Source organism: Streptomyces sp. NPDC051051, assembly GCF_040682975.1.
In the GTDB taxonomy this organism is placed as follows: domain Bacteria; phylum Actinomycetota; class Actinomycetes; order Streptomycetales; family Streptomycetaceae; genus Streptomyces.
This window is the reverse complement of sequence record NZ_JBFBCB010000119.1, coordinates 1-4,267: the sequence shown is the minus strand read 5'-3', so window position 1 is coordinate 4,267 and position 4,267 is coordinate 1. Positions and strand designations below refer to the sequence as shown.

1 protein-coding gene and 2 pseudogenes are annotated in these 4,267 nt (G+C 75.6%); all 3 read right to left on the bottom strand.

Features of this window, described 5'->3' with window-relative positions:
* Positions 1–55 precede the first annotated feature (55 nt).
* Positions 56–562: a flavodoxin domain-containing protein gene (locus AB0N31_RS36225; protein ID WP_366062794.1), complete on the bottom strand. Its 507-nt coding sequence runs from the start codon at positions 560–562 to the stop codon at positions 56–58.
* Positions 563–709: 147 nt separating this feature from the next.
* Positions 710–1,321 (bottom strand): annotated as a pseudogene (locus AB0N31_RS36220) (CBS domain-containing protein); the annotation flags it as partial.
* A gap of 39 nt (positions 1,322–1,360) precedes the next feature.
* Positions 1,361–4,011 (bottom strand): annotated as a pseudogene (locus AB0N31_RS36215) (GNAT family N-acetyltransferase).
* Positions 4,012–4,267 lie beyond the last annotated feature (256 nt).

Sequence of the window (4,267 nt, the reverse complement as noted above, 5' to 3'; positions counted from 1 at the left end):
CGCCCCCGGCGCCCCCTCCCGGTGGCGGGGCGGCGGGGGCTCGCCGGCCCGCTCGCTACGGGCTCCCGCGGTCGTGCAGGGCCTTCGCGACGCCCGCCGCCCACGACTCGATCACGGCGAAGTCGCGGAAGTCGCCGCCCTTCCCGGACCGGACGATCATGCGGGCGATGCGTCCCCTGGCCCCCTCCTCCAGCCGCCCGCCGAAGGTGACGTGCTCGCTGACGTCGAGTTCGTCCATGGCGCGCCGGACGCCGGGCACGGGCGGGATGTCCCGCTCGGAGGCCGAGGCGTCCAGCGGTCCGCTGCTGAAGAACCACACCGGGCGCCCGGTCAGCGCCCGGCGGTGGCGTCGTACGAAGCGGCGGGCGTCCTTGTGCCAGCGTCCGGCATACAGCCCGCCGCCGACCAGCACGGCGTCGTAGGGCGCCACGTCCGTCACGGACCCGGCGGGCAGTGCCTCGGCCGCGAGTCCGTCCTTGCGAAGGACCTCCGCGATCGCCTCCGCGATCTGCGCCGTCGAGCCGTTCTTCGTCCCGTAGGCGACCAGTACGTTGTCCGGCATGGCGATCCGCCTCCTCTCAGATGCGTCTCTCGGATGCGTCTCTCGGACACGTCGCGGCCGTTCGTCGGCCACGCCGTGCGGGACCCGGGTGCCGGGCCGGGGCCGGGTGTCGTCCATCCGGTGGGTGAGTTCGTCGACCACGCCGACCGTCCGGCGGGCCATGGCCACGGCGATCTCGGTCTCGCTCCTGCGCTCCGTGCGGCCGTCCAGGGTGATCACGCCTTCCGTCACGAAGACGTCGACGCTCCTGGGTGGCAGCCACAGTGCTTTCACCAGTATCTCCTCGATCACCTCCCGGCGGATCTCGGCGTCGGGCCGCAGGAAGATCCGCATCAGGTCGTGCCGGGCGACGATGCCGACCAGCCGGCCCTCGGCGTCGAGCACCGGCAGCCGCTCCACGTGCCGTCGGGCCATGGTGCGGGTGGCCTGGACGACGGTGTCGTCGGCGTGCGCGGTGACGGGCGGCCCGGTCATGAGCTGTCCGGCGGTACGGGCCCTCGCCCGGGCCGCCCGCCGCCGGACGCCGGACGCCCGCCGCCGGGCGCCGGACGTGAGCGCGGGCAGTCCGGCGCGCCGGGCGGGCCGGTGGAAGACGGATGTCTCCCCCTGGCGCCTCATCAGGTCCGTCTCGGAGACGACACCGATGACGTGGTCGTGCTCGTCGACCACCGGCAGTCCGCCGGTGCGGTGCTCGGCGAGCAGCCGCGCGACGGCCTTGAAGGGGGTGCCGTACTCGGCTCGGACGACGTCGGTGGTCATCACGGACGCGACCTCGGCGTTTCGCATCGTCCTGCCTCCTCAGCGGAGCCGGCGCAGAAAGGGGTCGTGGGCCCGGCGCGGCAGCAGCCGGATCCGCGCGTCGAGCACGGAGACCGGGCCGGGGGCCGCGAGGACCGGGTCGAGGTCGGCCTCGGCGAGCTGCGGCAGGTCGCCCGCCAGCCGGGAGAGCCGCGCCAGCAGCTGCTCCAGGCCCTCGAGGTCGACGGGGCCGTCGCCGTGCGCGCCGAACAGGAGCGGGGCGCAGCGCGGGGACGTGATCAGGTCGTGCACGTCGTGGTCGGTGAGCGGGGCGAGCCTGGCGGCCTGGTCGGCCAGCACCTCGGTGGCGGTGCCGCCGAGGCCGAACAGGACGAGCGGCCCGAAGACGTCGTCCTGGACGACGCCGGCGAACAGTTCGGTGCCGCGCTCGGCGAGGGGCTGCACGACCACGCCGGTCATCAGTCCGGCGAAGCGCGTCTCCAGGTCGCGGAAGGCGGCCCGCACCTGGTCCCCGCCCCGTAGGCCGAGGTGGATCGCGTGCTGTGCGCTCTTGTGGATCAGTCCGGGCCAGTGGGCCTTCATGACGACCCGGCCGTCGAGGCCGCGCAGCCGGTCGGCGGCGAGCACGGCGTCGTCCTCCGTCTCGGCCCAGGCCCACGGCGTCAGGGGGATGCCGTAGCAGGACAGGAGGTCGGCGCAGGTTCGGGGGTCGAGCCGGCCGCCGTCCGGGTGGGCGGCGAGGTAGGCCGCGGCGATCTCGTGGGCGCGTTCGGTGTCGACTCCGTCGGGGTCCACGACGGTGCCGGCCGGCGCAGCCAGGCCTCGCGCCGGGCTGCGTGGGTCAGGGCGCGCGCCGCCGCCCGGGGTTCCGCGTACGAGGGGACGCTGTCGTCGTCGGCGGCGGGCAGCAGGGTGACGGGCACCGCCTGGTCCAGGCGCACGACGGCGACCGGCCGCGCCCGCCGTCCGGGTCCTCGGGTGACGGCCCGCAGCAGGGCGTCGATCGCCGGGTCCTGCGCGAGCCGGTCCAGGCAGGTGCGCAGTTCTTCCTCGCTGACGGCCGCGGTGGTGTCCACCGGGTTGCTCACGGCGGCTCCGGCCGGCAGGGCGGCGCGCAGGTCGTCGACGAGTCGCGTGCCGAACCGGGACAGGACGAGTCCCGCCTCGGCACAGGCGTCGGCGGCCAGGACGCCCACCCCGCCGGCGTTGGTGAGAACGGCGACGCGGGTGCCGGTGGGCAGCGGCTGCGTGTGGAGCAGGGCGGCGGTTTCGAGGAGTTCGCCGATCGAGTGCGTGGCGGTGACGCCGGCCTGGGTGAAGAGGGCCTGGCGGGTCATGGTGCGGGTGGCCGCGGCGGCGGTGTGCGCGGTGGCGGCCCTGCGGCCGGCCTCGGTGCGGCCGGCGTCGACGGTCAGCACCGGCATGCGGCGCGTGACGCGCCGCGCGGTGCGGGAGAAGGCCCGTGGATCACCGAAGGACTCCAGGTGCAGCACGGCGAGGTCGGTGCGGCCGTCGCTCTCCCACCACTGGAGCAGGTCGTTGCCGCTGACGTCGTACTTGTCGCCGAGCGAGGCGAAGGTGGAGACGCCGATGCCGAGCCGGGACAGGCCTTCCAGCAGCGCGATGCCGACGCCTCCCGACTGCACGGCGACCCCGGCGGTCCCCGGCAGTGGATGGCCGGCGGCGAAGGTGGCGTCCAGGCACAGGCGCGGTTCGGTGTTCGAGACGCCGAGGCAGTTCGGGCCCACCACCCTCATGCCGTACGTGCGGCAGACCGTCAGCAGAGCGCGCGCCCGGTCGTCGTCCAGCCCCGCCGTGACGACGACCAGGGCCCGTACGCCGGCCTTGCCGCACTGCTCCGCCACGGTCGGCACCGAGGCGGCGGGCCCGGCGATCACCACGAGGTCGGGCGTCGTGGGCAGGGAGTCGACGGAGGGGTACGACGGCACGCCGAGCAGCGAGGTGGCGCCGGGGTTGACCGCGAACAGACGCCCCGTGAAACCGCCCATGTGGAGGTGGTGCAGCAGGGCCCGCCCCACGGAGCCGGGGACCCGTCCGGCGCCGACGACGGCGACGGCGTTGGGCCGCAGCAGCGGCTCCAGGCTGGCGACGTCGGCGACCCTGCCCCGGGCCTCGACGGCGGACAGGTAGGCGTCGTCCTCGCCCAGTGCGACGGTGCAGCGGACGTCCGGTCCTTCCGGGCGGCGGTCGACGCGCAGGCCGAGGTCGGCGAAGAGACACAGGGCCTCCCGGTCCTCGCCGAGCGCGTCCGCCGTGAAGGTGGTGATGCCGTCCGACCGGGCCGCCGACACGAGGTGCTCGACGAGGAGGGTGCCCACGCCCCGGTGGTACAGGCCCGCGGCGACGGCGACGAAGAGGTCCGCGGCGTCGGGCGCGCCGTCGGTGCCGTCCTGTGCGTCGTACTGTGCGAGCCCGAGGACGCTGCCCTGTGCCTCGGCCAGCAGCGCGCGGTGGCCGGGCCGCGCGGGGGCGCAGGCCCGGTCGGCGGCCGTCCCGGCGGACCGGCCCTCCCCCGCGGAGAACCCGCGGCGCGGGTTCTGCGGGGACACCTCCTGGTGGAGCCCCTCCAGCTGGTCGTGGTCGCCCGGCAGTACGGGACGGATGCACACGGTGGTGCCGTCCGCGAGCAGGGCGTGGACTCCGGGCCGGCTGAGCAGGTCGTCCGTCATCGGGGGCTCCTTCGGGGCTTGTCGCTACGTCGATCGTCGGGCGGCGCGCGGGGGAGGCCCAGAGGCTGTCAGGGGCCGGTCGTGGGGCCGGTCGGCCCCCCTCTCCACCGCTGACCGGGGCGCCGGTGACCGAGGCACCGGCGGCCAAGGGCGGCGCTCCGGACGGCGGCCGTCCGCGGCGGGCCCGAACAACAGCGCATCCCGCAACCGCCGCCGCCGCACGGAGACGGACTCGAGGAGCTGGCTGTCGTAGTCC